Raw genomic sequence first — 25,799 nt, forward strand, 5'->3', positions numbered from 1 at the left:
AAGGCGGGTCCGCTTGCCCCAGCCCTTCGCCTCCGCTGACAGAAGATCCCCCACCTCGTTTGTACCCAACCGAGCATTGCGGGACAGCTCTTAGAGCCCCACATGACGGAGAAGCGCTTCTTCCGCAGAATGTGGATCGGCCCGGAGGACACGGTCCAGGACTGGATACCGGGCAAGCCGACCGAGCTCGACCTGCTCATCAAGAAGATCGGCGGCGCGGCGGCCCAGTTCGGCGAGGGTGCGGAGCAACTGCGGAAGCTGAACACGGAGCCGTGGCAGGGTGAGGCAGCCGAGGAGTTCCGCAAGGCGGTCAAGAAGCTGCCGAAGGAACTGGACGACGCGCTGGACGCCTTCCTGAAGGCCGGCGCGGCTGTGCTCACCTACCGGGACGCACTGGACGGCGTCCAGCGCCTGACACAGCGAATACTCGCCGAAGAGGCGCCGACGGCAAGGGAGTTGTCACGCCGCTACGAAAAGGCTGTCGACGACTACAACACCGCGGTCAAGGCCGGCGGGCCGACGGGTACCAGGCCTCCTGCCGAAGACCCGGGCCGGACGCTGATGGCCGAACTCGTCGGCATGATCACCACGGCGAAGCGGGACGTCGCCGACGCCGCGGCCGCCGCGAAGCGAACGCTGAACAAGGCCACGGAAAAGGCACCGAAGCGGCCGAGCAACTGGGAGAGGGTCAAGGGTGGCGCCAAGGAGGGCTGGAACGACCTCGTCGAGTTCGGCCTCACTGTCAACCCGGGCCGCCTGCTGACCGAACCGGGCGCCTACCTCCAGGACGGGGCGATGGTCCTCGACGGAGGTATCACCGCGGTCAGGGACCCAGTGGCCTTTTCTAAGACCGTCTACCAGGGCGCCTCGAACACGTGGGACGAGTTTGAGAAGGACCCGTTTCGGATGCTGGGGTATGTGGCCCCCAGCCTTGCCGGCGGAGCGGCGTTACGCGGAGCCGGGGCCATGGCCCGGGGGAGCCTGGGTTCGGGCCACTCTGGGAGCGATTTCCTGGGCGGGCATGCGAGCCGCGGGTCGGGTGATCCCATGCCGGAGCACTCTGATGTCCTTCGGGCTTTGCAGAACGCCAGACCCGAAGTGATTTCCCAGCGGTGGCCGGACGACGACGGCAGGTACTACGCGGATCGCGTGCTGGCTGGCGGACGTCCGGATGGAGAGACCGTCTTGGCTGGGCACGGATACCTCTATTCGGACGCCGGGGAGATCGAGGTGCCCGAAGGAACTTCGATATCTTTTTACGTGGAACACGGAGGAAGACTGCCCGGGGTCAACGGCCTGGCAGTCGAGAGGGGAGTCTACCCGGGAGGCTACGTGGAAACATTTCACGCCGGCGATCGTATTCCCAATTACACGCTCGCAGCACCCAGTGGGTCCGGAGGGGGGACCTTCAGTGTGTTTGAAAACTCTACGACAGTGGCCCAGAGAACTCCTCTCGGCGACTTGTTGAAACCGGGCATGGGGAATGTGCACTGGGCCGCCTGTCGAGAGTTCAAGTAAGATGACAGCCGCAGAGAGGATCCAAATGAAATCTAAAAACAAACACTCTTGGGTATTGACCGAGGTCTCACTCGTCATCAAAGGCCGACACCTGCAGCCTGAAGAAGTAACGCCGTTCTTGGATCTCGAACCCAGCGGCACACGCACCCCAGGCCCGAGCAAGTGGGACCGACCCGGTGAACTGGACGGGCAGTGGAGAGTGACACACGACGAGCGGATCAGCCGAGACTTTCATCAACAATTGGACGGGATTCTTTCTATTGTTGAACGCAAACAAACGGAATTGTCACAGTTGGTCGAGCAGGGGCACGAGGTAACGGTCAATCTGTTCGGCTTCGCCGGACATGACACAACCCTTGAACTGCAGCCGGAGGAAGTCGTAAGGATCGCCCGGCTCGGATTCCCTCTCAAGGTCGCAGCCAATATGAATGAGCGCTAAACGCGTACACGCTCGTGTCGAACCTGGAGCAGCGTTGAAATCCTGGAGCATGCTGAGCACGTCACTGGTGGTCGAGGGACCACAGGTGAACACCACGCCTCTGCCACGCCGGTTCGGCCTGGCCGGAGACGAAACGCACGAGATGAGTGAGGGCGTCGGCTTCTATGCCGGCCCCGGCTGGGCCTCGTTGACTTATGACGAACGCCACTCGAAGAACGCTGACGAACAGGCTGCAGGTCTGGCGACATTCCTGGACGCGCACCGACCAGAATTGTCAGAACTGAAGCAGGCAGGCCTGAAGGTCTCGCTCGATATCTCCGGGGTCGCCGAACCTCAAACAGAAATCATCTTGTCCATGGCTAACTTGGCGCAGCTGGCTGAATTGGAAGTACCGGTGCGATTCACGACGGTACGAGAAGAAGGTATCGAGGAAGAAGACCCGCTGGCTTGGCTTGGCTAGGTGCAATCCGGCCTGACTATCAGGCATGACGGAGTAACTCACGCGACACCGCGAGTTTCACCTCAGCAATCAGGACGGGCACTACTCACCGATGACACGTGGTGGTCCTGATGGAGGCGTGAAGTCCTCCTGGCAGCCGGTCTGGAGCTGAGCCTCGAAGAACATCCGGCTGGCAAGTTGCGCGAGGTCCTGTTTGGCATTCTTGTCGTTGGTACGCGCTGAACCACCTGCCGTTGCAACTACTGAGAGGTAAGGGTGCTTGAAAGTGGCCGTGTAACTGGAGCCCTCCGCATGCGACTTGCATTCGACATAGATGACTGCCTGACTGTCCCAGACAAATGCCGAGGTGCCAACCTTGAATATTGAGGCGTCTGATACTCTTTTAGAGCCTAGTTGCGAAATCCAATCCTCCTGTTTTCCATCTTTCATCTCGGCTACCATCTTCACGGTTCCGCGACTTGTTGAATTATCGCACACAATTTTAAAGGAACCGTCAGTTGCGACTCGTGACCAGTTCGACTGGAAGGAGGGATCTGGAGAAAGGAGCCGCTCCAACGGCTCAAGATTATCGGAAAAGACACCCTCATTGCATGTGTCTGAGGCCTTGAGCTGATAATCCGAACCCTGGGACGTGAGCGCCCATACGGCAGCCCCGATCCCTGCGACAAAGAGAGCGCCAGCACCAACAATCTTGCGGCGGCGCCTATGGGACATCCGCATTCTATTCTCCGATGAGCTGTCCAGTGGTCTATTCACGTCTTCCCTCGAGCTTCTCGATATTCCCTCAGGACGTCGTGTGCTCGGCTGGAACCTTCGAAATGCCCAGCGCGTACCGCGCTCTCCCGCTGTGCCTGTGTTAGGTCGGATGGGTACGCGGCAGCTGCTGCCCTGGCAGAATCCTGAGCAGCTCGCAGAGACGAGTCCTTATGCTTCTCCCAGTCTTTGCCAGAGGTAAACAAGGCCTCGTCGGACCTGTCTCGTGGGGCAGGGAAGAGGCCGTCGATCATTTGACCGGTCAGATCCTCTGTTGCAGCCACTGCGAATGCGCCGGCCACGGGAGACGCCGCTGTGCTAACACCTGCGCCAATACCGATGTTGGCAGCGGTGTTGGCCCACGCCTTCCACTTGTCCATGTCCTTGTTGAATGCGGCGTCTTCTTCTGCAGACTTTTGAATATCCGAGTCCTGTCGCGCCAGACCAAGAACTCCCTGCACTTCTGAGTTACCTACTGAGATTTCCTTGAGGGTTTCGGCTTTCGACTCCCCGTAGGCGTCTGGATTGGCAAGGTGGTAACCCATCAATCCGCTTGTGTAAAGCGACTCGCCGATGTTCAGGGCTCTATAACCGTCGGTTGTCTGACCGAGTTCGTACATGAAGCGAGTGATGTCTTGTTCGCCGAAACTTGCCAGGGATCCTGCTGCAGGGTAGAGATCGGACAACGTGTCCCCACCCGCCTTACCGCCGGAGAGGGCGCGGTGAATGTCAGGCATGTACTCTGCGGCCATCTGGCCGAAGCTCTTTTCCATGCCCTTATGTAGCTTGAAGTCGTCCTCAGGATTGGAAATTCCCTGGACAATCTTCGTCATCAGTTCTGCCTGGGCTTTGGTGTGAGGCGGCGTATCTGGTCCCGGACCCACGTCGTAGGCGTGGCCTGTGGTCGCCGACTCAAGGGCGTGGGAAAGTGACCGATACCCGGCGGAACCCTTCGTATCACCGTCGGTTCCGTCGGACGGCCAATCGCGCTCCGATGCCAAGTAGTTGAACTTCTTGTCGTCGGCAAAGAAGCTACTGGATGCTTCCGGGTTGTGTCCCAAGGCCTGCATGAAACCCGTCATCGGATCCTGGCCTCGATCGTCTTTGGCGCCGAAATTCAGGTCAGCCTCATTGTTACGCATCCAGAAATCATCAGGTGAGAAGGAGCCACTCCAGCGTTTATCTTCTTTGAGTAGTTCGTCGCCGTACGCCTGGAGGAAGCCGGTATCGTATTTCCCCTCACGCATGAGGTTGCTCATCACTTGGAATCCGTACGGGTTACCCGCGTGAGAACTGTCAATAGGTGAGCTTCCGAGATCGATAATACTCCTCTCCCAGTTTCGCATTGCCGCACTGTCGGAATATGTGGCCGAAGCGAGAGACCTTCCCAGATTTCCTTGCAGAGCCTTCAGTTGTGCCAATCGCTCCTTATCAGGCTCAATGGGTCCTCGCGAGTAAGGGTCCTTCTTAGGGTCGGCCAGCTCGGCCCAGAATCTGAGAGTTCCCTTCGCGCCTAGTCCCGTTGCGAACTTTTCATTGAAGAGTGGATCGCCTTCGTGTCGGGCCAGCACCTTGTTCATGTGCTGCAGTTGTGCCGTAGTCAAGCCATCGCCCAGTTGGGCGAGTTTGACCATTGCCCGTGCCTGCTCGATAGATTCGGTTCGTTCCTTTACCGCTTCACTGATGCTGGTAGCCGTCGTTGTGTTGAATCCTCGATTGCGCCCGTTGGCGTCCCTCGTGAGTGCCCAATGCAGTGCCGCGTCCGCGTCATCTGCATCCTTTAGTGCGGCTTCGATTCTCTGGTTGCACTCCTGAACCGAGTCGAGGTAGCCCTTCTGTAGAGCCGCCTCTTGTCCTTCTGGCGCCTTTGATGTATCGCAGTAGACACGCCCGTCGGTACTGATGGTCAGGTACTTGTCATCATGGACAAATTCCTCGATCTTCTTCAGTTCACCTTTAGCTGCCCGGAAGGACTCAAGAGCGCTCTTGAAGAGAGCATAAATATCCTTTGCTTCATCCGATGCGGCCTTCATCTGCTTTTCGACCGTTGAAAATTTGTTAATGGCTTCGTCGGCGGCTTCTCCCTCCCAGTTCGAATCGTTGAGACCCTTTGTGACCGTGGAACCGAAGGATCGCGCAATGGTGTCGAAGTGCCCCGGAGTGTTGCGCCACGCGTCGACTGCGTCCGACAGGGAAGTAAGGTCCGCAGTCCTGAGTTGTTCGTAGCTAATAGCCATGATCAGCTATCCGTCTTGCCATCGTGGAGTTTCTCGGCAGCCCGCCGCCGCTTTTCTTCCTGAGCCTTGTAATCGGCAGCCGACAAACGCAGGTTGCCGGCTACGCCTTTTTCAAGAATCTCGTCCATGTACTTCATTTGAGAGCGCCATCGCTTCTGAAACGTCGTGATGGCAGCTTCGGACCTGAACCCCTTGAGTTGGATTCGGCCTGTGGCGGCCATGGCTCTGTCGTCTGCGTCTTTGAAGTTCGTACGCACAGTTTCCGCATTCTTGGCGCGTTCCGCGAGCACACTGGAGTTGACTTTCAGCTGGCTCTTGGAGCCGCCGCCCGCACCGCCTTCAGCGGGGAGTTGATTGAGTTCCACGCTTGATCGCTGGCGTACCACGGCGTCGGTACGGGCCTTGCCCCACATTTCCTCAAACGACATGACCGTCCCTTCGTGCTGTCAGTGGTCATCACCGGCGGCGCACCTATGTCCTGGCAACTTTTGCGCCACACCCAAGGACATTGATCCTCGGGCTCAGGGGGAGATGGCGGCTCGCCGACTGCTCAGCCGGGGTGTCCCGGGCCGGATGAGTTGCCGAGCTGCTGATCTGTGTAGGAGGTCTGGCCGGGGGGCTGACGAGTGATGGGCCGAGCCACTGGTTGGTGGGCGGGTGATGCCGACGGAGGTTCTTGGATGCCGGTCATGCGTCGGTTTCGTGTGATCGGAACGGCTACCCCGATGGCGAGGAGCGCTGCAGCGCCGATACCCAAGCCGATCCACAGGCCCGTACCCCCGCCAGCCTCTGGCTTGGCAGCGGCAGCAGCCGGCGCATCGCTTGGCTGCCTGCCTTCGGGCTTTGAGGCCTTTGGTGGTGAGGGCGACTTCGATGCTGCGGCGTCCAGGTCCGGGAGTGGGTACTCGTCGGGTGGACCCGGGTCGCCAGGGTTCTTTAGGGCTACGCGTGGGCGCACCGTTCCGTAACCCACGAAGTCCGTGCGTTTCTCACCGCCGGTGGGTTTCCCTGCGGTGTTCAGCATGACGCGCAGGACTTGGTTGTGGGTCCACTCGGGGTGTGCCGCCCAGATCAGGGCGGCAGACGCGGACGCGATTGCCGATGCGTCGCTGGTACCACTGGTTCGGCACACTCCCGTTTTCCCCAGGCAGGCGTGGATCATGTCCGTACCTGGTGCAACGAGGTCGATCTGGGGGCCGGATTGAGACAGGGGAAGTGCCTTTGCGTTCTTATCTGTGGCGCCGATCCCTACAACCCCCGGCGTCGCGGCAGGGTATCCCAAACTGTTGGATGAATCGCCTTCGTTGCCAGCAGCAGCAAAGATCAACTTTCCTTTGTCAATTGCATACTTTACGGCTGCCGTGAGAGCAGGGGTGCTGACGTTCTTTCTTCCCGGAGCGTTGTAAGCGCCCATCGAGATGTTGATGATCTTTGCCTTGGTATCCGCAGCGTAGCGAATCGCTTGTGCCATGTAGCGAGAGAACTGTGCGCCAGCGTCGACCTTGCCGAAGTCTTCTTCGAAGTAGCGCATGCGGATGGGAAGGATCTTGGCCCCCGGCGCAAGTCCGTACGATCCGTTCGCCGCTCCCCGTGCCCCAGTAGCCGCGATGAGCGACGCGACGTTGGTGCCGTGGCCTGCCAGGTCCGTGTGTTCGTCTCCGCGTTGGTCGGAGTAGTCCTTTCCGTCCAAGACCTGGCCCGTGAGATCGGGCAAAGAGGAGTCGACTCCGGAGTCGATGAGCGCGATCGTGATCCCGCGGCCCGTGCTTCTTTGCCACATTTCTTCCGCTTGCATCGCGTCGAGGTGCCACTGGCGCGCTCGCACGGATTCAGCGTTTGCGGGGGCAGCGGTAGCGCCTACCAGCAGTAGGCCAAGTGTCCCCGATGCCGCCGCGAGGCGGTGCAGCGGTCGCTTTTTGCTAGTGCTGGTTTGCATGTGTCTTCCAGGAGATGACGTTGTCTGGATCAGTCCACTACGGGTGGGACAGCGCGGCGATTGGCGGATTGCCACGTTTCCTCGTCCTCGACGAGGTAGTTGGGGCGGTTACCGTGTCGCTGCTCTTGGCGAGACGCCGGTGTAGTCCGCGCAACGGGGACTCCTACGGCTCGTGCCTGCCCCGAGGCTGACGATGAAGGGCCGTTGCTTGGCTGACTTACAAGGCCTGAGCCGCCCGGGGTAAACGGGCGGCCTGTGTTTCGTCCCGATTGATATTGGCGATTTCCTACGAAGCCCCCGGCTTCGGACGACAAACGGCGGCCACCCACGAGGTCGCTTGAGGTACCGCTCACTGTGCCGCGTGGCATGCCAGGAATGAGGCCGCGAGTCATCGGCGCGCGCCCTTGGACGCCACCCTGGCCAATCACCGTACCGCGGGGAATGCTGCCCGTTGGCCGACTAGTGCCGGGTGTCACCGGGCGGCCTCCGACAATCCCGTTCTCGCGAGGTAGTCGTGCTGCGTTGTTGCCCGGCATTGGCTGTCCGGGGAGCAGAGGTGGACGAGTGGCTGAGGGTGTCCGCGGTAGTGCGTTGGGCATGTCGTTGGGACGCCCGTTACTGAAGGTGGGCGGCACGGCTCCCGGCTGGATGGGAGACTGAGCCTCTGGGCGGAGGCCGCCCGGAGGTGATGCGGGGTTTACCGGAGTGGCAGCTGGAGTCGATTCAGGGAGAGGGGATACTCCGTCGATTTCCATCCGAGCCGGCACTGAGCTGTGCCTGGGTTGCTCGGGGAGCGGTGTAGGCGTTGAGTGCTCAGCGCGTGTATGCGTGATCGTTGGGCTGCTGGCGATAGTTCCGGGAGCTGGTGAAGCGACGCCGTACGTTGTTCCGCCACCAAGGGATGCGCTTCCGGTGGCCACGTCGTCCTGGCTTGCGGCCCACCAACTCTGATTGCCGGAGTGCTTCGCCGGAGGCGAAAACGTAGGCGGCTCCACACTGTTCACCTGCTGCGCCGAGTACTCGTACGTCTGCGCCAGCTTCCGCAGCTGTTGGATCGCCTCTGCGCGGGCCGCCTCCATTCGCTGTTCGGCCGCCGCAGCGTCCGACTGCGCGGTCTGGGCCAGTTTCCGGGCGTCGGGGTCGTTGCGGGCGCCGGGCTCCTGGAGCGTCTCCATCGTCTGGTGGGCCTTGGCAAGGTCTGCCTTGGCCTGCGTCGTCTCCGATGTCGGCGGAATGGCCGACTTGGCCTCGGAGACCGCCTGCGCCACCGTGGCCATCCAGCGGGACGCGACTTCTGCGTACTGGCCGAGTCGCAGCGTCGCGCCGGCCGTCTGGCCGCCCCAGTCGCGGAATGCGTCACCGCCCTCGCCCTGCCACTCCAGGCCTTTGACGTACGTCATGAGGTCGTCGCCGATCTTGGTGATCGTCGAAGCGGCCTTCGTGAGCTTTCTGGCCAGTTCGGCTGCGCCCTCCGAACTGGCCGAGTCCAGCATCGCCACCAACTGCTCATGAGTCATGGACTCGAAGTTGGTGCGCGCGAGCGTCGGCTCCTTGTGCTGCGGCTGCTCGCCCATCAGTAGCCCTTCGCGTCGTTCGAGCCGGTCTCTGCGTGCGCGCCGTCCCGGTTGGCCGGTTGCTCGCGGTACGGATCCCGCCCCGCCACGTAATACTTCTCCGCCTCCGCGTTGACCGCCTTCATCCGCGCCCGGATGTCCTCGTCCAAGTTCTCGTAGCCCACTCGCGACGCGTGGACCGCGAGGCCCATGCTCTCGATCTGGGCGTTCAGGGCCTTGGAAAGGTTCTCCAACTCGTCGTGGACGATGGCGTACGACTCGTAGAGGAACTGCGCTTCCTTGAAGTCGGCGGAGCCGAGCTGGGCGCGTGCCAGGCGGTCCCGGCCGACCTTGTCCGGGGCCGCCTCGGACTTCTCGAGCTCGATCAGCAGGTCGTCGACACGCTTCTTGAAGCCCGCCATGGCGTTGTGCTGAATGTCCAGTGCCATCGCCGGGTTCACGCCGTACAGCCCGTCGAAGGACTTCCCCGTGTCCGGCGCGCCGCCCCCGCCGCTGCCGCCCCCGTTCGAACTCACTTGAGCCGCCTCCCCGTTCTCAATGTCAGTCAAGTTGAGTCGTGTTGTGTCTGTAGTCGGTCGATCACTCTACTGGCGTTGCGGAAGCAAGCCCACCTGAATCAGGGGCGTACCGCGCTTTCGCGACACGAACACGCCACGGCCCGGTGGCATCGGGCGAGCCCGGACGTTGCCCATGATGTCGCCCTCGCTCGGGTCGCCCGAAAGGATGACGCCCTGTGCGCCGAGCTCCTTGATCCGCTGCATGAAGGACTCGTACATCGCCCGCGAGGCCCCCGCCGAACTGCGCGCGATGATGAACTTGACGCCCACGTCGCGCGCGAACGGCAGATGTTCCACGAGCTGGGCCAGCGGGTTGCCCGAGCTGGTCGCGACCAACTCGTAGTCGTCGATGACGACGAACAGCTGGGGCCCGCTCCACCAGCTGCGGTCGCGCAGCTGCTGGGGCGTGATGTCCGGCTTGGGAGCGCGCATCTCCATGAACTGGCGGATGGCGTCCATGTGCACCTGCATCGCCGACGCCATGGGCGCGTACTCCAGCAGATGGTCCTCGGAAACGGCCTCCAGCATGGTGCGGCGGTAGTCGCCGACGACGATGCGGGCCTCGGCGGGCGTGTAACGCTCCGCGATCTGCTTTGCCACGAGGCGCAGCAGGTTCGTCTTGCCGGACTCGCTGTCGCCGAAGACCAGCAGGAAGGGGTCGCTGTCGAAGTCGATGAAGACGGGCGCCAGGTCTGCCTCGTCGATGCCGATCGCGATTCCCTGCTGCGGGAACTCGAACCCCTTGGGCAACTGGTCGGCGGGCAGCTTGCGCGGCAGGAGCCGCACCGTGGGCGCCGGCGGCCCCTGCCAGTTGCTCTTCACCGTGTGCACGAGCTGGGCCGTGGCATCCGCGAGGTCCCCGGCGTCCGACACGGAGTCGATCCGCGGGAGCGCCGTCATGAAGTGGAGTTTCTGCGGCACTTGGCCGCGGCCGGGCACACCCGTCGGCACGTTCGTCGCGACCTTGCGGTCGAACTCGGAGTCCATGGCGTCGCCGAGCCGCAGCTCCAGGCGGCCCAGCATCTGGTCCTTCAGCGCCGCGCGCACCTCCATGTAGCGCGACGCGGAGATGACCACGTGGATGCCGTAGCCGAGGCCCCGGCCGGCGATGTCGTGGACGATGCCCTCGAGGCCCTCGTAGTCGTTGCGGAAGTTGCCCCAGCCGTCGATGACCAGGAAGACGTCGCCCCACGGCTCCCCGTGCAGGTCGCCGGAGGCCCGGCGCCGACGGTACGTGGCGACGGAGTCGATGCCGTTGGTACGGAAGAACTGCTCACGCCGGTTGAGGATGCCCGCGACTTCCGCGACCGTACGCCGGACCCGCTCGGGGTCGAGCCGGGAGGCGACACCGCCCACGTGCGGCAGGTCGCTCACCGAGGCGAGACCGCCGCCGCCGAAGTCCAGGCAGTAGAACTGCACTTCGTGCGGTGTGTGCGTGAGCGCGAACGACGTGATCAGGGTGCGCAGCAGCGTCGACTTGCCCGATTGGGGACCGCCGACCACCATCATGTGGCCCGCGGCGGCCGAGAAGTCCTGGTACAGGATCTCCCGCTTCTGCTCGAAGGGCTTGTCGATCAGACCGAGGGGGACCGTAAGGCCGCCGAGTCGCGTGTATTCCGGCGGGTGGGCGCCGCGCTCCGGAGTGACCGACAGGGCGGGCAGCAACTGGTCCACGGTGGGTGCCTGGTCCAGGGGCGGCAGCCACACCTGGTGCGCCGGAACGCCCTGCCCCTCCAGCCGCTGCACGATGACGTCCAGCACGGTGTCCGCGAGCGCGTCGTCCTCCGGCCGCCGCGCCGGTGTCTGGGGATGCTCCGGATCGGGCGCGCTGTACGTCACCGGCACCGGCGCGGCGGTGAACAGCGCGGGCCGGCGCTCGACGGGCATGCGGTTGACGGTGGCGTCCGGCCCGTCCGACCGGTAAGTCCCGGAAACGTAGGCGGCCTTGAAGCGGACCATCTCGTCCGTGCCGAACTTCAGGTACCCGGAGCCGGGCACGGACGGCAGGTGGTACGCGTCCGGCACGCCCAGCGCCGCGCGTGACTCGGCGGCCGAGAAGGTGCGCAGACCGATCCGGTACGAGAGATACGTCTCCAGACCGCGCAGTCGGCCCTCCTCCAGGCGCTGCGAGGCGAGCAGCAGGTGCACGCCGAGGGACCGGCCGATGCGACCGATCTGGATGAACATGTCGATGAAGTCGGGCTTCGCCGTGAGGAGTTCGCTGAACTCGTCGATCACCAGAACGAGTGACGCCAGTGGCTCCAGCGGGGCACCCGCGGCGCGCGCCTTCTCGTAGTCATGGAGGTTGGCGTAGTTGCCGGCCGAGCGCAGGAGTTCCTGTCGGCGCTGCAGCTCACCCCTGATCGCGTCACCCATGCGGTCGACCAGGGTCAGATCGTCGGCGAGGTTCGTGATGACGGCGGCGACGTGCGGCATCTGGGACATGCCGGCGAAGGTCGCGCCGCCCTTGAAGTCCGCGAGGACGAAGTTGAGCGTCTCCGACGGGTGCGTGACGGCGAGGCCCAGCACCAGGGTGCGCAGCAGCTCCGACTTGCCGGAGCCGGTGGCGCCCACGCACAGGCCGTGCGGGCCCATGCCGTCCTGGGCGGCCTCCTTGAGGTCCAGCATCACGGGCTGGCCGGCCTCCCCGACGCCGATGGGCACGCGGAGCCGCTCCGGCGTGGAGCGCGGCCGCCAGGTGCGCCGCACGTCCACGGATGCGGCGTCGCCGAGCCCCAGCAGGTCGGTGAAGTCCAGGTTGGCGAGCAGGGGTTCGTCGTCGTCGCCACCGCCCATCCGCAGCGGCGCCAACTGGCGGGCCAGCGCCTCCGCCGCGGGCAGGGACAACCCGTCGGGCGCGCCCTCGTAGGCGATCCCGCTCCCCGAGTCCAGCCACAGGCGGTCCGGGCGTACGACGATGGAGAGGTCGCCGCGCGGCTGGTCGAGGTCACCGGAGACGACCTCGACGATGGTGACGCCCTGCAGCCCTTCCGCCGAGGCGAAGGCCGACATCGGCGGAACCATGCCGCCGTCCAGCACGACGAGGATGTGGGGCTGGTCGAGGAGCGGCTGCCCGTCCCGGCTGAAGCGGGGGCGCCCGTCCAGGCGCGCCGCAAGCAGTTGCTCCAACTCCCCGAGATCGTCCCCGAAGAGCCGCCGACTGCCCGCGCCGTCCACCTGCCCCGGCACCTGGCAGTGCGGCAGCCACTTCGTCCAGTCCCAGCGGCCCACGGCTCCCGGGGCGGTCACCACGGCCAGGACCAGGTCGTCGGGGGAGTGGAGGGTGGCCGCCTGCGCCACCAGCGCACGGGCCGAAGCCTGCGCATGCTCCGGGTCACCGGACACCGTCACGTGGTAGAAGGCACGCAGCGACACAGCCACCGGCAGACCGTCCAACTGCCCGTGCACCGATAGAAAACGCTGCAGGGCGCCCGCGCACAGCGGCTCCAGTTCGTCCACGGGTGCGGTGTCCGGCGCGACGAGCGGCGTGGACAATTGCTGCGGGCCAAGACCCAGTCGTACCTGCCCGAAGTCGCTGTCGCCGATGCGCCGTTCCCACACCCGGCTGCCTTCGGCGACCACCGCCCACAACTGCTCGGGAGCGGGGTGCAGATACAACTGCGCGTCGCGCTGGCGCAGTGCCGTCTTGCGGATCCTGCGGCGCGTCTGCGCGAGGTAGCGAAGGTAGTCGCGGCGCACGTCGGCCATTTGCCCCTGTGTACCGCGGCGGTAGCGGACGATCTGTGCGACCACCATCGCGGCCGTCGACACCAGCATGACCACGCCCATGATCCGCATGAACGGATGGGCGTTGGGGGACGCGAAGTAGAACACCACCGACGACCCCATGCCGAGCGTCGGAAGGACCTGCATGAGCACGCCCTCCTGCTGCCCGCGCGGCAGTTCGGGAGGAGCCTCCAAATGCAGCTCGTCCGAGGGCACTTCGGGCGGCAGTGTACGCGGTGGGCGCTTGATGACGATCTGGCTCACCGGAGCTTCAATCCCCCTACACGGACGAGCAATTGCGTACCGGCACCCCCGTGGTGCCGGTCGTCCTCCGCTGCCCGGGGATCCTACTTGTCATGACTGACGATGCTTGTCGGTAGGGTGGCGGATCGCAGCGTACGCATCCGCGAAGCAGGGGGTCAGTGAAGGTGAGTGCGACCACGTCGACAGGCTTCTGCCGAGTAACTGTCGTGGCACCCGACAGCCGCATCGACGTGGCGCTGCCGGTGGACATGCCGGTCGCCGATGTCTACCCGGAAATCCTCCGCCTCGCGGGGCAGACCCAGCCCGCCGGTGCGCCGACGGGCTACCACCTCGTGCGCCGGGACGGCAGCGTCCTCGACGGTGCCCGCACGCTCGCCGAGGAGCGAGTGCTCGACGGCGAGGTGCTGAGCCTGCGCCCGTTCGCCCAGTCGCTCCCGCCGGCCGTGTACGACGACGTGTCGGACGCCGTCGCGTCCGCGGTCGTTCGCGACCGTCATCTGTGGAGCGACGATCTGCTGCGCGTCGCGGGACTGATCGGCGGCGCGCTGCTGGTGCTGCTGATCGGCTTCCTCCTCTGGTACGCCGACCCCGTGCGCCACGACATGCACGGCCTGCCCGGCATCATCGCCGGCGGTCTCGGACTGCTCCTGACCGCGTTCGCCGGCGTACGCGTGCGGGTGTACGCGGACCGGGTCTCGGCGGCGGCCCTCGGGCTCTCGGCCCTGCCGCTCCTGCTGATCGCGGGATCCGGCATCGTCGCTCCCGCGGCCGGGCAGGGCGTCGGAAAGCTGCAGTTCATGCTGGGCTGCGCAGCCGTACTGGTGGCCTCCGTCGCCCTGGTGGCGCTGTCGCCCGGCTCGGACGCGCCCTTCGTGGCCGCCACGTTCGTCGCCGCGGTCGGTGCCCTCGCGACCTTCCTCGCCATCGTCACGGAGGCCTCCGCCACGGCCACCGCGGCCGTGTGCGCCCCCTGCGCGATCGGACTGGTCGCGTTCCTGCCCGGCATGTCGGCCCGGTTCGCCCGCCTGCCCATCGGCTACGCGGCGCCGAGCTCCGCGGTCGAGGACGACTTCGACCCGGACTCCGCCCACGGCCCCGAGAGGGAGCCGCTCGACGCCGAGGAAATCGCGGCCCAGGCCCGGCGCGGCCACGAACTGCTGCTCGGCCTCGTGGGCGGCACGGCGGCGGTGGTCATCGGCTCGGCGGCGGTGCTCGGCTTCTCGGACAACCTCTGGGGTCAGCTCCTCGCGCTGGCCACCGGCCTGTCCATGCTGATTCGGGCCCGCCTGTTCCGTTACACGTCCCAGGTGGTCTGCACGCTGGTCGCCGGCATCGCCGCGGTCGCGCTCCTGCTGCTCGGCCTGGCGCTGAACCCGCCGACGGATGCCCTGACCGAGTTCGTCCTGCACGGCGACAGGGGAGCGCTGGACTTCCGTACGATCTGGCTGACCGCGGCCGTCGCCGCGGGTGCCGCGCTGATCACGGCGATCGGGCTCGTCGTGCCACGCAAGGGCCTGTCGCCCTTCTGGGGCCGGTTCCTCGATCTGGCGGAGGCGACCGTCCTGTTCACGCTGGTACCGCTGTGTCTCGCCGCGTTGGGTGTGCTGACCGCCGTCCGCTCCATGACCGGCTGAGCGCCCGATCGACCCCCTCCCCCCACCTGGTACCCTGACTGACGGCCATATGTGTACGCACCCCCGGAGCCCCGCTCTGGAGGTCGCGCCCAGCGGATCCCCGCCTTCCGAGTCACGGAAGATCCCCCGAGAAGTGGACCGGGGGCACTCGGTGGCCCTTCACAGACTATGAGGAGTACGCGTGTCGCTCGACGCCGCTACGAAGAAGCAGATCATGTCCGAGTTCGGTACCAAGGAGGGTGACACCGGCTCCCCCGAGGTCCAGGTGGCTCTGCTGTCCCGTCGGATCTCCGACCTGACCGAGCACCTCAAGACCCACAAGCACGACCACCACTCCCGTCGTGGTCTGCTGATCCTGGTCGGTCAGCGTCGCCGCCTCCTGCAGTACCTGGCCAAGAAGGACATCCAGCGCTTCCGTGCGCTGGTCGACCGCCTCGGCATCCGCCGCGGTGCGGCGGGCGCCAAGTAAGACGCCGTGAGGGGAGCGGTTCCCGAAGCGATCGGGGGCCGCTCCCTTTGCCGTACGTGCGGCAGACCCTGCCGCGGGTACGGAAACGTGCGGAGTGTCACTCACGCTTTGTAGTGTGGTAGCACGACCGAGCATCACCCGAGCACCACCAGAGCACAGAGCAACACCAAAGCACGAGCACCACCCAGCACCACCGAGTACGACCCAGCACCACCAAGTACGACCCAGCACCACCCCGCACGACCCACGTACGAGGAGAAGCGCACCTCGCCGCCGCCGGTCCTCGGTAGTGGCCCCCGGGACAGGAAACCCGGGTGCTTCGATCGAAGACCGGCCCGCACCAGACGGAGCGCTTCTCCGACCCGTCCCCCTGCCACACGGGCAGACCAGGGACGAAGGACGAGAAGTATCGGAGAATTTGCTAGTGGAGAACGAGACCCACTACGCCGAGGCCGTTATCGACAACGGATCCTTCGGCACCCGCACCATCCGCTTCGAGACGGGCCGCCTGGCCAAGCAGGCCGCCGGCTCCGCCGTGGCGTACCTGGACGACGACACCATGGTGCTGTCGGCCACCACCGCCTCCAAGAACCCCAAGGACCAGCTCGACTTCTTCCCCCTCACGGTGGACGTCGAGGAGCGGATGTACGCCGCCGGCAAGATCCCCGGCAGCTTCTTCCGCCGTGAGGGCCGCCCCTCCGAGGACGCGATCCTCACCTGCCGCCTGATCGACCGCCCGCTGCGCCCGTCCTTCAAGAAGGGCCTGCGCAACGAGATCCAGGTCGTCGCCACGATCATGGCGCTCAACCCCGACCACCTGTACGACGTCGTGGCGATCAACGCCGCGTCCGCGTCCACGCAGCTGGCCGGTCTGCCCTTCTCCGGCCCGATCGGCGGCGTCCGCGTCGCGCTGATCCGCGGCCAGTGGGTGGCCTTCCCGACGCACACCGAGCTCGAGGACGCCGTCTTCGACATGGTCGTCGCGGGCCGCGTCCTGGAGGACGGCGACGTCGCGATCATGATGGTCGAGGCCGAGGCCACCGAGAAGACCATCAAGCTCGTCGAGGGCGGCGCCGAGGCGCCCACCGAGGAGGTCGTCGCGGCCGGTCTGGACGCCGCGAAGCCCTTCATCAAGGTGCTCTGCAAGGCCCAGTCGGACCTCGCCGCCAAGGCCGCCAAGCCGACCGGCGAGTTCCCGATCTTCCTGGACTACCAGGACGACGTCCTCGAGGCGCTGACCGCCGCCGTCAAGCCCGAGCTCGCCCAGGCGCTCACCATCGCCGGCAAGCAGGAGCGCGAGGCCGAGCTGGACCGCGTCAAGCAGCTCGCCGCCGAGAAGCTCCTGCCGGAGTTCGAGGGCCGCGAGAAGGAGATCTCCGCCGCGTACCGCGCGCTCACCAAGCAGCTGGTCCGCGAGCGCGTGATCAAGGAGAAGAAGCGCATCGACGGCCGTGGCGTCACGGACATCCGTACGCTCGCCGCCGAGGTCGAGGCCATCCCGCGCGTGCACGGTTCCGCGGTGTTCGAGCGTGGCGAGACCCAGATCCTGGGCGTCACCACCCTCAACATGCTCCGCATGGAGCAGCAGCTGGACACCCTCTCCCCGGTGACCCGCAAGCGCTACATGCACAACTACAACTTCCCGCCGTACTCCACCGGCGAGACCGGCCGCGTCGGCTCCCCGAAGCGCCGCGAGATCGGCCACGGCGCCCTCGCCGAGCGCGCCCTCGTGCCGGTGCTGCCGACGCGCGAGGAGTTCCCCTACGCGATCCGCCAGGTCTCCGAGGCGCTGAGCTCCAACGGCTCGACGTCCATGGGCTCGGTCTGCGCCTCCACCATGTCGCTGCTGAACGCCGGTGTGCCGCTGAAGGCCCCCGTCGCCGGCATCGCCATGGGCCTGATCTCCCAGGAGATCGAGGGCGAGACGCACTACGTCACCCTCACCGACATCCTCGGTGCGGAGGACGCCTTCGGCGACATGGACTTCAAGGTCGCCGGCACCAAGGAGTTCGTGACCGCCCTCCAGCTCGACACCAAGCTGGACGGCATCCCCGCCTCCGTCCTGGCCGCCGCCCTCAAGCAGGCCCGTGACGCCCGCCTCCACATCCTCGACGTGATGATGGAAGCGATCGACACCCCGGACGAGATGTCCCCGAACGCGCCGCGGATCATCACCGTGAAGATCCCGGTCGACAAGATCGGCGAGGTCATCGGCCCCAAGGGCAAGATGATCAACCAGATCCAGGAGGACACCGGCGCCGAGATCACGATCGAGGACGACGGCACGATCTACATCGGTGCGGCCGACGGCCCCGCCGCCGAGGCCGCCCGCGCCACGATCAACGGCATCGCCAACCCGACGATGCCCGAGGTCGGCGAGCGCTACCTGGGCACGGTCGTCAAGACGACCACCTTCGGCGCGTTCGTCTCCCTGCTGCCCGGCAAGGACGGTCTGCTGCACATCTCGCAGATCCGCAAGCTGGCCGGCGGCAAGCGCGTGGAGAACGTCGAGGACGTCCTCGGCGTGGGCCAGAAGGTCCAGGTCGAGATCGCCGAGATCGACTCCCGCGGCAAGCTCTCCCTGATCCCCGTGATCGAGGGCGAGGAAGCCGACGCCGACGCCGACAAGAAGGACGACGCCGACCAGTGACGTCCCGTGGCTCCAAGGCGACGGCCCGCACCTCTTCGGAGGCGCGGGCCGTCGCCCGTACCCAAACCCTCATCAAGGGCGAGAACGGCATCGGCACGGTCCGCAAGACCACCCTCCCCGGTGGCCTGCGCGTCGTCACCGAGACGCTGCCCTCGGTCCGCTCCGCCACCTTCGGCATCTGGGCGCACGTCGGCTCCCGCGACGAGACCCCGGCCCTGAACGGCGCCACGCACTACCTGGAGCACCTGCTCTTCAAGGGCACGAGCCGCAGGTCCGCCCTGGACATCTCCTCCGCGATCGACGCGGTCGGCGGCGAGATGAACGCGTTCACGGCCAAGGAGTACACGTGCTACTACGCGCGCGTGCTCGACGCAGACCTGCCGCTCGCCATCGACGTCGTCTGCGACATGCTGACCGGCTCGCTGATCCTGGAGGAGGACGTCGACGTCGAGCGCGGCGCCATCCTCGAGGAGATCGCGATGACCGAGGACGACCCGGGCGACTGCGTGCACGACCTGTTCGCGCACACGATGTTCGGCGACAACCCCCTCGGCCGCCCCGTCCTCGGGACGGTCGACACGGTCAACGCCCTCACCGCCGACCGCATTCGCCGCTTCTACAAGAAGCACTACGACCCGACCCACCTCGTGGTCGCCTGCGCGGGCAACGTCGACCACAACAAGGTCGTACGCCAGGTCCGCGCCGCGTTCGAGCGGGCCGGCGCGCTCAAGGACCTCGCCGCCGAGCCGATCGCACCGCGCGACGGCCGGCGCAGCCTGCGCACCGCGGGCCGCGTCGAGCTGGTCGGCCGCAAGACGGAGCAGGCCCACCTCGTGCTCGGCATGCCCGGCCTGGCGCGCACCGACGAGCGGCGCTGGGCACTCGGCGTCCTCAACACCGCCCTCGGCGGCGGCATGTCCTCGCGCCTCTTCCAGGAGGTCCGCGAGAAGCGCGGCCTGGCCTACAGCGTGTACTCGTACACGTCGGGCTTCGCCGACTGCGGACTGTTCGGCGTCTACGCGGGCTGCCGCCCGTCGCAGGTGCACGACGTGCTGAAGATCTGCCGCGACGAACTCGACCATGTCGCCGAACACGGCCTGTCCGACGAGGAGATCGGCCGCGCCATCGGCCAGCTCCGCGGCTCCACGGTCCTCGGCCTGGAGGACACCGGCGCGCTGATGAACCGCATCGGCAAGAGCGAGCTGTGCTGGGGCGACCAGATGTCCGTCGACGACATGCTGGCCCGGATAGCCTCGGTCACGCCGGACGACGTCCGCGCCGTGGCCCGGGACGTCCTGGGCCGGCGGCCCTCGCTGTCGGTCATCGGCCCGCTCAAGGACAAGCAGGCCGCCCGGCTGCGGGACGCCGTCGCCTAGGGCGGGTCCCGCCGACCAGAGCGGGTCCCCGCCGACGGACGAGCCCGTGAGCCCACCCCCTCCCGGTAAGGAAGCAACAAGATGAGCAAGCTGCGCGTGGCGGTCCTCGGAGCCAAGGGCCGCATCGGATCCGAGGCGGTACGGGCAGTCGAGGCCGCCGAGGACCTGGAGCTGGTCGCCGCCCTCGGCCGGGGCGACAAGCTGGAGACGCTGGCCGACACCGGCGCCCAGGTCGCGGTCGAACTGACCACGCCGGCCTCGGTCATGGGCAACCTCGACTTCTGCGTACGCCACGGCATCCACGCGGTCGTCGGCACCACAGGCTGGACCGACGACCGCCTCGCGCAGCTCAGGGGCTGGCTGGACCAGTCCCCGGAGACGGGCGTGCTCATCGCGCCGAACTTCTCCATCGGCGCCGTCCTCACCATGAGGTTCGCGCAGATCGCCGCCCCGTACTTCGAGTCCGTCGAGGTCGTCGAGCTGCACCACCCGAACAAGGTCGACGCCCCCAGCGGCACCGCCACCCGCACCGCCCAGCTCATCGCCGAGGCCCGGCGCCAGGCCGGCAGCGCCCCGGCGCCGGACGCCACGGTCACCGCCCTGGACGGCGCCCGCGGCGCGGACGTCGACGGCGTCCCGGTGCACGCCGTCCGGCTGCGCGGCCTGCTCGCCCACCAGGAGGTCCTGCTCGGCGGCGAGGGCGAGACCCTCACCGTCCGGCACGACTCCCTGCACCACAGCAGCTTCATGCCGGGCATCCTGCTCGGCGTGCGCCGCGTGGTGAGCACCCCGGGCCTCACCTTCGGCCTGGAACACTTCCTGGACCTGAACTGAGCCCTCGACCCATGCGCGCAAAGCTCACCTACGCCGTCACGGCCGCCGTCCTGGTCTTCTACTTCGTCCTGGTCGGCAGCCGCGGCGTCATGCTCATCGAGAACGGCACACCCGTCACCGTCGTCTTCGGCATCGCGGTGCTGATCCTGCCGGTGATCGGCGTGTGGTTCCTGTGGAAGAACACCGAGTTCGTCCGCCGGGCCAACCAGCTCGCCGCCCAGCTCGACGCCGAGGGCGGACTGCCCGTCGACGAACTCAAACGCACCCCCTCCGGGCGCGTCGACCGCGACTCGGCCGACGAGGTGTTCGCCCGGCGCAAGGCCGAGACGGAGGCCGCTCCCGACGACTGGCGCAACTGGTTCCGGCTGGCCGTCGCCTACCACGACGCCCGCGACACACCGCGCGCCCGCAAGGCCATGCAGCGGGCGATCACCCTGCACAAGACCTCGCGGTCACCTCAGCCGTGACATGACGAGTCAGCCGTGACATGACGCGCCCGGCAGTGACATGACGAGGGGCCCGGTCCGCCACCCCGGACCGGGCCCCTCGTCGTCGCCTCGTCGTCGCCGCGACCGCGGTGCTCAGTCCCGGCGGTACTCGTCGGCCCACACCTCCACCGAGTCGGCGGCCCGGTCGAAGGCCTCCGGCCGCGCCAGGAAGTCCGCGTTGTGCGAGGTCAGCAGCGGCGGCACCGCCTCGGCCGGCCGCCCCCGCCGGGCGAGCACCAGTGCCTGCCCCTGCACGGTCCGCGGCAGCCCGAGCCAGCGCACCGGCTGCTGCACGGTCCGCACCGTGACGACCTGCTCCCACGGCGTCGTCCGGGTCGTGAAGAAGCTCACGTGCCGCAGCCCGTACGCGCTCACCCACACGCCCATGCGCAGCAGCCGCAGCGCGCAGACGATGACGACGCCCGCGACGGCGAAGATCAGCCCGGCCGACGTCACGCTGTCCGTCAGCGCGATGATGACGGCCGCGAACAGCACGAACGACGCGAGCAGCAGCAGTACGGCCGCGGCGGCCACGCGCCACGGGCCGGGCCGGTAGGGGCGCCGCCAGCGGTCGCGGTCGTCGTACGGCAGGGCGACGTCGTCGGTGGACTCGAAGGCGCGGTCGGCCGTCAGGAAGGGCAGGGGCACGGCGGTTCCTCACTCGATCCATGCGGGGGCTGGTGCCCGGTGAGGTTATCGACCTGTGTCCCCGGTCACCACCCTTGGGGGTCCGGACGGCGTGTGCGTCGCGGCGGGGGTCCCGCCCGTAGAGTTGGCGTCCCAAGAGACGAGACGGGAAGGCCCTTCGTACCGTGACCGGCACAGACGACGACTTCAAGATCGAACTTCGCGGCGACGTCACCGTCGACCTGGTGAAGCACAGCGCGGCGGACTCCGACGTCCTGTTCGCCGCCCGGGTCTCGACCCTGGGGGAGCAGTCCCTGGACGAGCTGAAGAAGGATCCGGAGCGCTCGAAGGGGCTCATCAACTACCTCATGCGGGACCGGCACGGCAGCCCGTTCGAGCACAACTCGATGACCTTCTTCATCAGCGCTCCGATCTTCGTCTTCCGCGAGTTCATGCGGCACCGCGTGGGCTGGTCGTACAACGAGGAATCGGGCCGCTACCGGGAGCTCCAGCCGGTCTTCTACGTCCCCGACACCTCCCGCAAGCTGGTCCAGCAGGGCCGCCCCGGCAAGTACGAGTTCGTCGAGGGCACCGAGGAGCAGCACCGGCTGGTGTCGGAGTCGATGGAGGACTCCTACCGGCAGGCCTACAGGACCTACCGGCAGATGCTGGAGGCCGGCGTCGCCCGGGAGGTCGCCCGTTCGGTCCTCCCCGTCGGGCTGTACTCCTCGATGTACGCCACCTGCAACGCCCGCTCGCTGATGCACTTCCTCGGCCTGCGCACCCAGCACGAGCTGGCCAAGGTGCCGTCCTTCCCGCAGCGGGAGATCGAGATGGTCGGCGAGAAGATGGAGGCCGCGTGGGCGGAGCTCATGCCGCTGACGTACGCCGCCTTCAACGCCAACGGGCGGGTCGCCCCGTAACGCGCCCCGGCGCGCTTCCACGCCCCCGTGCCGGGCACACATGTGCGGTTCAGTCCTGCGAAGTGTCCGGATTGCGGCTTTTGGAGAAGTTCATCTAGCCTGATCAAACGGACCCGGCACTGCTTGAACCCCCGAGCAGGCAGTGCCGGGCTCCACATTTGTCACGACTTGTCGCCTCCCCCTAGCGCAGACCCCGCACTGAGCAACGAGTAGCGTGTAACCCATGGCTCCGACCTCCACTCCGCAGACCCCCTTCGGGAGGGTCCTCACCGCCATGGTCACGCCCTTCGCGGCGGACGGCGCACTCGACCTCGACGGCGCGCAGCGGCTCGCCGCCCACCTGGTGGACGCAGGCAACGACGGCCTGATCATCAACGGCACCACCGGCGAGTCCCCCACCACCAGTGACGCGGAGAAAACGGATCTCGTACGGGCGGTCCTGGAAGCGGTCGGCGACCGGGCCCACGTCGTCGCCGGAGTCGGCACCAACGACACCCACCACAGCATCGAGCTCGCCCGCGCAGCGGAGCGTACGGGAGCCCACGGCCTGCTGGTCGTCACCCCGTACTACAACAAGCCCCCGCAGGAGGGCCTCTACCGCCACTTCCGCGCCGTCGCCGACGCCACGGAACTGCCGGTCATGCTCTACGACATCCCGGGCCGCAGCGGCGTACCGATCAACACGGAGACGCTCGTCCGGCTCGCCGAGCACCCGCGCATCGTCGCCAACAAGGACGCCAAGGGCGACCTCGGCCGGGCCAGTTGGGCCATCGCCCGCTCCGGCCTCGCCTGGTACTCCGGCGACGACATGCTGAACCTCCCGCTGCTCTCCGTGGGCGCGGTCGGGTTCGTCTCCGTCGTCGGCCACGTCGTCACCCCCGAGCTGCGCGCCCTGGTCGAGGCGTTCACCGCGGGCGACGTCCAGAAGGCGACCGAGATCCACCAGAAGCTGCTCCCCGTCTACACCGGCATGTTCCGCACCCAGGGCGTCATGACGGCGAAGGCCGCGCTCACGCTCAAGGGTCTGCCCGCCGGTCCGCTGCGCGCGCCCATGGTCGAATGCATGCCCGAAGAGATCGAGCAGCTCAAGATCGATCTTGCCGCCGGCGGGGTACAGCTCTGACATCGGACTTCACAACTGAATAGCGGGCCACCGGTGCCCGCACCCCACGACAACTGCTTCTGCACGAACGTCACGCGCGCCACGTGCCCCACCGGTACGTGGCGCGCGTGGTTGAGGAGAGTCTTTTGAGTCATCCGCACCCTGAACTGGGCCCGCCCCCGCCGCTCCCCGAAGGCGGCCTGCGGGTCACCCCACTCGGCGGCCTCGGCGAGATCGGCCGCAACATGACGGTCTTCGAGTACGGCGGCCGCCTGCTGATCGTCGACTGCGGAGTGCTCTTCCCCGAGGAGGAGCAGCCCGGAATCGACCTGATCCTGCCGGACTTCAGCTCCGTCCGGGACCGCCTCGACGACATCGAGGGCATCGTCCTCACGCACGGCCACGAGGACCACATCGGCGGCGTCCCCTTCCTCCTGCGCGAGAAGCCGGACATCCCGCTGATCGGCTCCAAGCTGACCCTCGCCCTGATCGAGGCCAAGCTCCAGGAACACCGCATCCGCCCCTACACCCTCGAGGTGACGGAGGGGCAGCGCGAGCGCATCGGCCCGTTCGACTGCGAGTTCATCGCGGTCAACCACTCCATCCCCGACGCCCTCGCGGTCGCCATCCGCACGCCGGCCGGCATGGCCGTCCACACCGGCGACTTCAAGATGGACCAGCTGCCGCTGGACAACCGCCTCACCGACCTGCACGCGTTCGCGCGGCTGAGCGAGGAGGGCATCGACCTCCTGCTCTCCGACTCCACGAACGCCGAGGTGCCGGGCTTCGTCCCGCCTGAGCGGGACATCTCCGGCGTACTGCGGCAGGTCTTCGCAGGCGCCCGCAAGCGGATCATCGTGGCGAGCTTCGCCAGCCACGTCCACCGCATCCAGCAGATCCTCGACGCGGCCCACGAGTACGGCCGCCGGGTCGCCTTCGTCGGCCGCTCCATGGTCCGCAACATGGGCATCGCCCGTGACCTCGGCTACCTGAAGGTGCCGCCGGGCCTGGTCGTGGACGTGAAGACGCTGGACGACCTGCCGGACCACGAGGTGGTCCTGGTCTGTACGGGCTCCCAGGGCGAGCCGATGGCGGCCCTGTCCCGCATGGCCAACCGCGACCACCAGATCCGCATCGTCCAGGGCGACACGGTGATCCTGGCGTCGTCGCTCATCCCCGGCAACGAGAACGCGGTCTACCGCGTCATCAACGGCCTGACCCGCTGGGGCGCCAACGTCGTCCACAAGGGCAACGCCAAGGTGCACGTCTCGGGCCACGCCTCGGCCGGCGAACTGCTGTACTTCTACAACATCTGCCGCCCCAAGAACCTGATGCCGGTGCACGGCGAATGGCGCCACCTGCGGGCCAACGCCGAGCTGGGCGCCATGACCGGCGTCCCGCACGACCGCATCGTCATCGCCGAGGACGGCGTGGTGGTCGACCTCGTCGCGGGCAAGGCGAAGATCACCGGCAAGGTCCAGGCCGGCTATGTCTACGTCGACGGCCTCTCCGTGGGTGACGTGGGCGAGCCGGCGCTGAAGGATCGCAAGATCCTCGGGGACGAGGGCATCATCTCGGTCTTCGTCGTCCTCGACTCGTCCACCGGCAAGATCACGGGCGGCCCGCACGTGCAGGCCCGCGGCTCCGGCATCGAGGACTCGGCCTTCGGGGAGGTCATCCCGAAGATCACGGAGGTCTTGGAGAAGTCGGCCCAGGACGGTGTCGTCGAGCCCCACCAGATGCAGCAGCTCGTCCGCCGCACGCTGGGCAAGTGGGTCTCGGACACCTACCGGCGCAGGCCGATGATCCTCCCTGTCGTGGTGGAGGTCTGACGGTCCGTCGGACCGTCGGCAGCGCGTCCGCGGGAGCGGGGCCCTCGATTTGCATCGGGGCGCCCCGCTCCAGTACGTTTACGACCCCGCCCAGACGGGAACCCGGCGGCTTCGTGCTCCGGGTGGACCTGATGGGGGCGGGGAATTCCGACTTAGAACTTCTGATAAAGTCGGGCCCGCCGGAAAGGGAAACGCGAAAGCGTGCACCTGGAAAGCACCGAGAAAATCGGATCGGAAAGATCTGATAGAGTCGGAAACGCAAGACCGAAGGGAAGCGCCCGGAGGAAAGCCGCAGAGATTACTGTGGTGAGTACAAAGGAAGCGTCCGTTCCTTGAGAACTCAACAGCGTGCCAAAAGTCAACGCCAGATATGTTGATACCCCGACCTGATCGGTTCCGA

Annotated in this window: 20 protein-coding genes; 12 read left to right on the top strand and 8 right to left on the bottom strand. The window is 66.6% G+C overall.

The annotated features are described in order from the left end of the window. Positions 1-102 precede the first annotated feature (102 nt). From ACZ7D7_RS33610 to ACZ7D7_RS33620, 3 genes are read left to right on the top strand one after another with little or no spacing between them, the layout of a single operon-like run. Positions 103-1,518, top strand: coding sequence for a putative T7SS-secreted protein (locus tag ACZ7D7_RS33610; RefSeq protein ID WP_470829327.1), 1,416 nt, complete (start codon positions 103-105; stop codon positions 1,516-1,518). Position 1,519: 1 nt separating this feature from the next. Then, the gene (locus tag ACZ7D7_RS33615) at positions 1,520-1,957 is read left to right on the top strand and encodes a DUF4279 domain-containing protein (protein WP_470829328.1); all 438 of its coding nucleotides are present in this window, start codon (positions 1,520-1,522) and stop codon (positions 1,955-1,957) included. 49 nt (positions 1,958-2,006) lie between these two features. Continuing rightward, complete coding sequence (locus tag ACZ7D7_RS33620) at positions 2,007-2,417, top strand: hypothetical protein (RefSeq protein ID WP_470829330.1); 411 nt, start codon at positions 2,007-2,009, stop codon at positions 2,415-2,417. 81 nt (positions 2,418-2,498) lie between these two features. Here the strand turns inward: ACZ7D7_RS33620 and ACZ7D7_RS33625 are convergent, their stop codons facing one another. From ACZ7D7_RS33625 to eccCa, 6 genes are all read right to left on the bottom strand, one after another. Beyond that, on the bottom strand, positions 2,499-3,137 hold the full coding sequence (locus tag ACZ7D7_RS33625) for a hypothetical protein (RefSeq protein WP_470829331.1): 639 nt from the start codon (positions 3,135-3,137) through the stop codon (positions 2,499-2,501). Positions 3,138-3,169: 32 nt separating this feature from the next. Beyond that, positions 3,170-5,407, bottom strand: a complete 2,238-nt coding sequence (locus ACZ7D7_RS33630) for a hypothetical protein (protein WP_470829332.1) — start codon at positions 5,405-5,407, stop codon at positions 3,170-3,172. A 2-nt stretch (positions 5,408-5,409) separates the two neighbouring features. Beyond that, positions 5,410-5,835, bottom strand: a complete 426-nt coding sequence (locus ACZ7D7_RS33635; RefSeq protein ID WP_470829333.1) for a hypothetical protein — start codon at positions 5,833-5,835, stop codon at positions 5,410-5,412. Positions 5,836-5,957: 122 nt separating this feature from the next. Continuing rightward, positions 5,958-7,232 carry a type VII secretion-associated serine protease mycosin gene (gene mycP, locus ACZ7D7_RS33640; protein ID WP_470829334.1) on the bottom strand — a complete coding sequence of 425 codons (1,275 nt, stop codon included), beginning with the start codon at positions 7,230-7,232 and terminating at the stop codon, positions 5,958-5,960. Positions 7,233-8,916: 1,684 nt separating this feature from the next. Beyond that, positions 8,917-9,432 (bottom strand): hypothetical protein, encoded by a 516-nt coding sequence (locus ACZ7D7_RS33645; protein WP_470829335.1) that lies wholly within the window; start codon positions 9,430-9,432, stop codon positions 8,917-8,919. A 69-nt stretch (positions 9,433-9,501) separates the two neighbouring features. Beyond that, positions 9,502-13,464: a type VII secretion protein EccCa gene (eccCa, locus tag ACZ7D7_RS33650; protein ID WP_470829336.1), complete on the bottom strand. Its 3,963-nt coding sequence runs from the start codon at positions 13,462-13,464 to the stop codon at positions 9,502-9,504. Positions 13,465-13,628: 164 nt separating this feature from the next. Between eccCa and eccD the strand changes: the two genes are divergently transcribed. From eccD to ACZ7D7_RS33680, 6 genes are all read left to right on the top strand, one after another. After that, entirely contained in the window at positions 13,629-15,098 is a 1,470-nt protein-coding gene (eccD, locus tag ACZ7D7_RS33655; RefSeq protein ID WP_470829337.1) for a type VII secretion integral membrane protein EccD, read from the top strand. Positions 15,099-15,279: 181 nt separating this feature from the next. Then, complete coding sequence (rpsO, locus tag ACZ7D7_RS33660) at positions 15,280-15,567, top strand: 30S ribosomal protein S15 (protein WP_010042739.1); 288 nt, start codon at positions 15,280-15,282, stop codon at positions 15,565-15,567. A gap of 424 nt (positions 15,568-15,991) precedes the next feature. After that, on the top strand, positions 15,992-18,217 hold the full coding sequence (locus ACZ7D7_RS33665) for a polyribonucleotide nucleotidyltransferase (protein WP_470829338.1): 2,226 nt from the start codon (positions 15,992-15,994) through the stop codon (positions 18,215-18,217). Then, the gene (locus ACZ7D7_RS33670) at positions 18,214-19,593 is read left to right on the top strand and encodes a M16 family metallopeptidase (RefSeq protein WP_470829339.1); all 1,380 of its coding nucleotides are present in this window, start codon (positions 18,214-18,216) and stop codon (positions 19,591-19,593) included. Before ACZ7D7_RS33665 ends, ACZ7D7_RS33670 begins: the two co-directional genes overlap by 4 nt. 81 nt (positions 19,594-19,674) lie before the next feature. Further along, positions 19,675-20,427: a 4-hydroxy-tetrahydrodipicolinate reductase gene (dapB, locus tag ACZ7D7_RS33675; RefSeq protein WP_470829340.1), complete on the top strand. Its 753-nt coding sequence runs from the start codon at positions 19,675-19,677 to the stop codon at positions 20,425-20,427. A gap of 11 nt (positions 20,428-20,438) precedes the next feature. After that, a complete protein-coding gene (locus tag ACZ7D7_RS33680; RefSeq protein WP_470829341.1) occupies positions 20,439-20,894 on the top strand; it encodes a hypothetical protein in 456 nt (151 codons plus the stop codon). 114 nt (positions 20,895-21,008) lie between these two features. Here the strand turns inward: ACZ7D7_RS33680 and ACZ7D7_RS33685 are convergent, their stop codons facing one another. After that, positions 21,009-21,563, bottom strand: a complete 555-nt coding sequence (locus tag ACZ7D7_RS33685) for a hypothetical protein (RefSeq protein ID WP_470829343.1) — start codon at positions 21,561-21,563, stop codon at positions 21,009-21,011. Between the two features lie 164 nt (positions 21,564-21,727). Here ACZ7D7_RS33685 and thyX point away from each other — a divergent pair, with 164 nt between their 5' ends. The 3 genes from thyX to ACZ7D7_RS33700 all read left to right on the top strand — a co-directional run bounded on the left by thyX (position 21,728) and on the right by ACZ7D7_RS33700 (position 25,399). Continuing rightward, positions 21,728-22,465, top strand: coding sequence for an FAD-dependent thymidylate synthase (gene thyX / locus ACZ7D7_RS33690; RefSeq protein ID WP_470829344.1), 738 nt, complete (start codon positions 21,728-21,730; stop codon positions 22,463-22,465). 223 nt (positions 22,466-22,688) lie between these two features. Beyond that, positions 22,689-23,588 (top strand): 4-hydroxy-tetrahydrodipicolinate synthase, encoded by a 900-nt coding sequence (gene dapA / locus ACZ7D7_RS33695; RefSeq protein WP_470829345.1) that lies wholly within the window; start codon positions 22,689-22,691, stop codon positions 23,586-23,588. A 125-nt stretch (positions 23,589-23,713) separates the two neighbouring features. Beyond that, positions 23,714-25,399: a ribonuclease J gene (locus ACZ7D7_RS33700; RefSeq protein ID WP_470829346.1), complete on the top strand. Its 1,686-nt coding sequence runs from the start codon at positions 23,714-23,716 to the stop codon at positions 25,397-25,399. Positions 25,400-25,551: 152 nt separating this feature from the next. Here the strand turns inward: ACZ7D7_RS33700 and ACZ7D7_RS33705 are convergent. Continuing rightward, positions 25,552-25,799: hypothetical protein (locus ACZ7D7_RS33705; protein ID WP_470829347.1), on the bottom strand; the 248-nt coding region annotated here is incomplete at its 5' end.

This window comes from Streptomyces sp. NPDC037054, from assembly GCF_055606745.1.

What these genes read in the sequence shown, in the direction of transcription:
- ACZ7D7_RS33620 (WP_470829330.1), top strand. Translation starts at nt 2,007, where the DNA reads ATGCTGAGCACGTCACTGGTGGTCGAGGGACCACAGGTGAACACCACG.
- ACZ7D7_RS33615 (WP_470829328.1), top strand. Translation starts at nt 1,520, where the DNA reads ATGACAGCCGCAGAGAGGATCCAAATGAAATCTAAAAACAAACACTCT.
- ACZ7D7_RS33610 (WP_470829327.1), top strand. Translation starts at nt 103, where the DNA reads ATGACGGAGAAGCGCTTCTTCCGCAGAATGTGGATCGGCCCGGAGGAC.
- ACZ7D7_RS33635 (WP_470829333.1), bottom strand. Translation starts at nt 5,835, where the DNA reads ATGTCGTTTGAGGAAATGTGGGGCAAGGCCCGTACCGACGCCGTGGTA.
- ACZ7D7_RS33680 (WP_470829341.1), top strand. Translation starts at nt 20,439, where the DNA reads ATGCGCGCAAAGCTCACCTACGCCGTCACGGCCGCCGTCCTGGTCTTC.
- dapB (WP_470829340.1), top strand. Translation starts at nt 19,675, where the DNA reads ATGAGCAAGCTGCGCGTGGCGGTCCTCGGAGCCAAGGGCCGCATCGGA.
- ACZ7D7_RS33625 (WP_470829331.1), bottom strand. Translation starts at nt 3,137, where the DNA reads ATGCGGATGTCCCATAGGCGCCGCCGCAAGATTGTTGGTGCTGGCGCT.
- ACZ7D7_RS33630 (WP_470829332.1), bottom strand. Translation starts at nt 5,407, where the DNA reads ATGGCTATTAGCTACGAACAACTCAGGACTGCGGACCTTACTTCCCTG.
- dapA (WP_470829345.1), top strand. Translation starts at nt 22,689, where the DNA reads ATGGCTCCGACCTCCACTCCGCAGACCCCCTTCGGGAGGGTCCTCACC.